Annotated in this window: 1 protein-coding gene; it reads right to left on the reverse strand. The window is 55.6% G+C overall.

The genetic code is table 11. The annotated features are described in order from the left end of the window. On the reverse strand, nucleotides 1–1,274 hold a 1,274-nt coding region (locus OOT00_RS15965), incomplete at both ends, for a thiamine pyrophosphate-dependent enzyme (RefSeq protein ID WP_265426418.1).

Consider the following 1,274-nt stretch of genomic DNA (forward strand, 5'->3'; position numbering starts at 1 on the left):
GGCAAAGCGGTTTTCGCCGGAGAGGAATTCCTGCAGGGTTCCGTCCGGAGCCTTGGATTCCAGAACAAAGGGGTTTTTGCCCTCTTCTTCCAGCATGGGATTGTAGCGGTAGAGCGGCCAGTATCCGGACTGTACGGCCAGTTTCTGTTCTTCCTGGGTTTTGCCCATACCCTTTTTGATGCCCTGATTGATGCAGGGTGCATAGCAGATGATGATGGAAGGTCCGGGGTAGTTTTCCGCTTCCACAAAGGCTTTGAGCACCTGCTGCTTGTTGGCGCCCATGGCAACGGAGGCCACGTAGACATATCCGTAGCTCATCATCATACGGCCGAGGTCTTTTTTGGCCGTTTTCTTACCGGATGCGGCAAATTTTGCAATGGCCCCCGTAGGCGTTGCCTTGGAGGACTGCCCGCCGGTGTTGGAGTAAACTTCCGTATCCATGACAAGGATATTAATGTCTTCTCCGGAAGCGAGAACATGGTCAAGACCGCCGAAACCAATGTCATAGGCCCATCCGTCACCACCGAAAATCCAGTGGGATTTTTTCACAAAGAGATCAGCCTGGTCCAGAATCTGGTCGATGAGATCGTGGGCCGGTGCCGTTGCCAGGGCGGCTTCCATACGGCGTCCTGTGACGGCGGACTGTTTGCCGTCCCACATGGTATCCAGCCAGTCCTGCATGGCTGTCTTAATTTCAGCATCCAGATCCAGTTCAAGGGCTTCTTTGACCAGCAGAGCCACACCTTCACGGCGATGCTTGACGGCAATCATTTTGCCGTATCCGAATTCAGCCGCATCTTCAAAAAGGGAGTTGCCCCAGGTGGGTCCATGGCCGTCTTCGTTGGTGCAGTAGGGTGCGCTGGGCGCGCTGCCACCCCAGATGGAGGAACAGCCCGTGGCGTTGGAGATGAACATGCGCTCACCAAAGAGCTGGGTGAGAAGTTTTACATAGGGGGTTTCGCCGCAGCCTGCGCAGGCACCGGAGAACTCCATGAGCGGCTGAACAAACTGGGAACCTTTCACGGATTCTCTGTTCATGATACCGGCCTTGAAGGGCACGGTGAGGGAGAATTCGTGGTTGGGTACTTCCATTTCCGTCTGGGTTTCCAGGGGCTTCATGACCAGAGCCGGTGTCTTGGCAGGGCAGATGTCGGCACAGTTGCCGCAGCCGTAGCAGTCAAGGGTATTGACCTGCATACGGAACTTCATGCCTTCCAGTTCCTTGCCCTTGGCTTCCATGGTTCGGAAGCCTGCGGGAGCACCTTCCAGCTCAT

It is taken from the genome of Desulfobotulus pelophilus, assembly GCF_026155325.1.
Taxonomy (GTDB): Bacteria; Desulfobacterota; Desulfobacteria; order Desulfobacterales; family ASO4-4; genus Desulfobotulus; species Desulfobotulus pelophilus.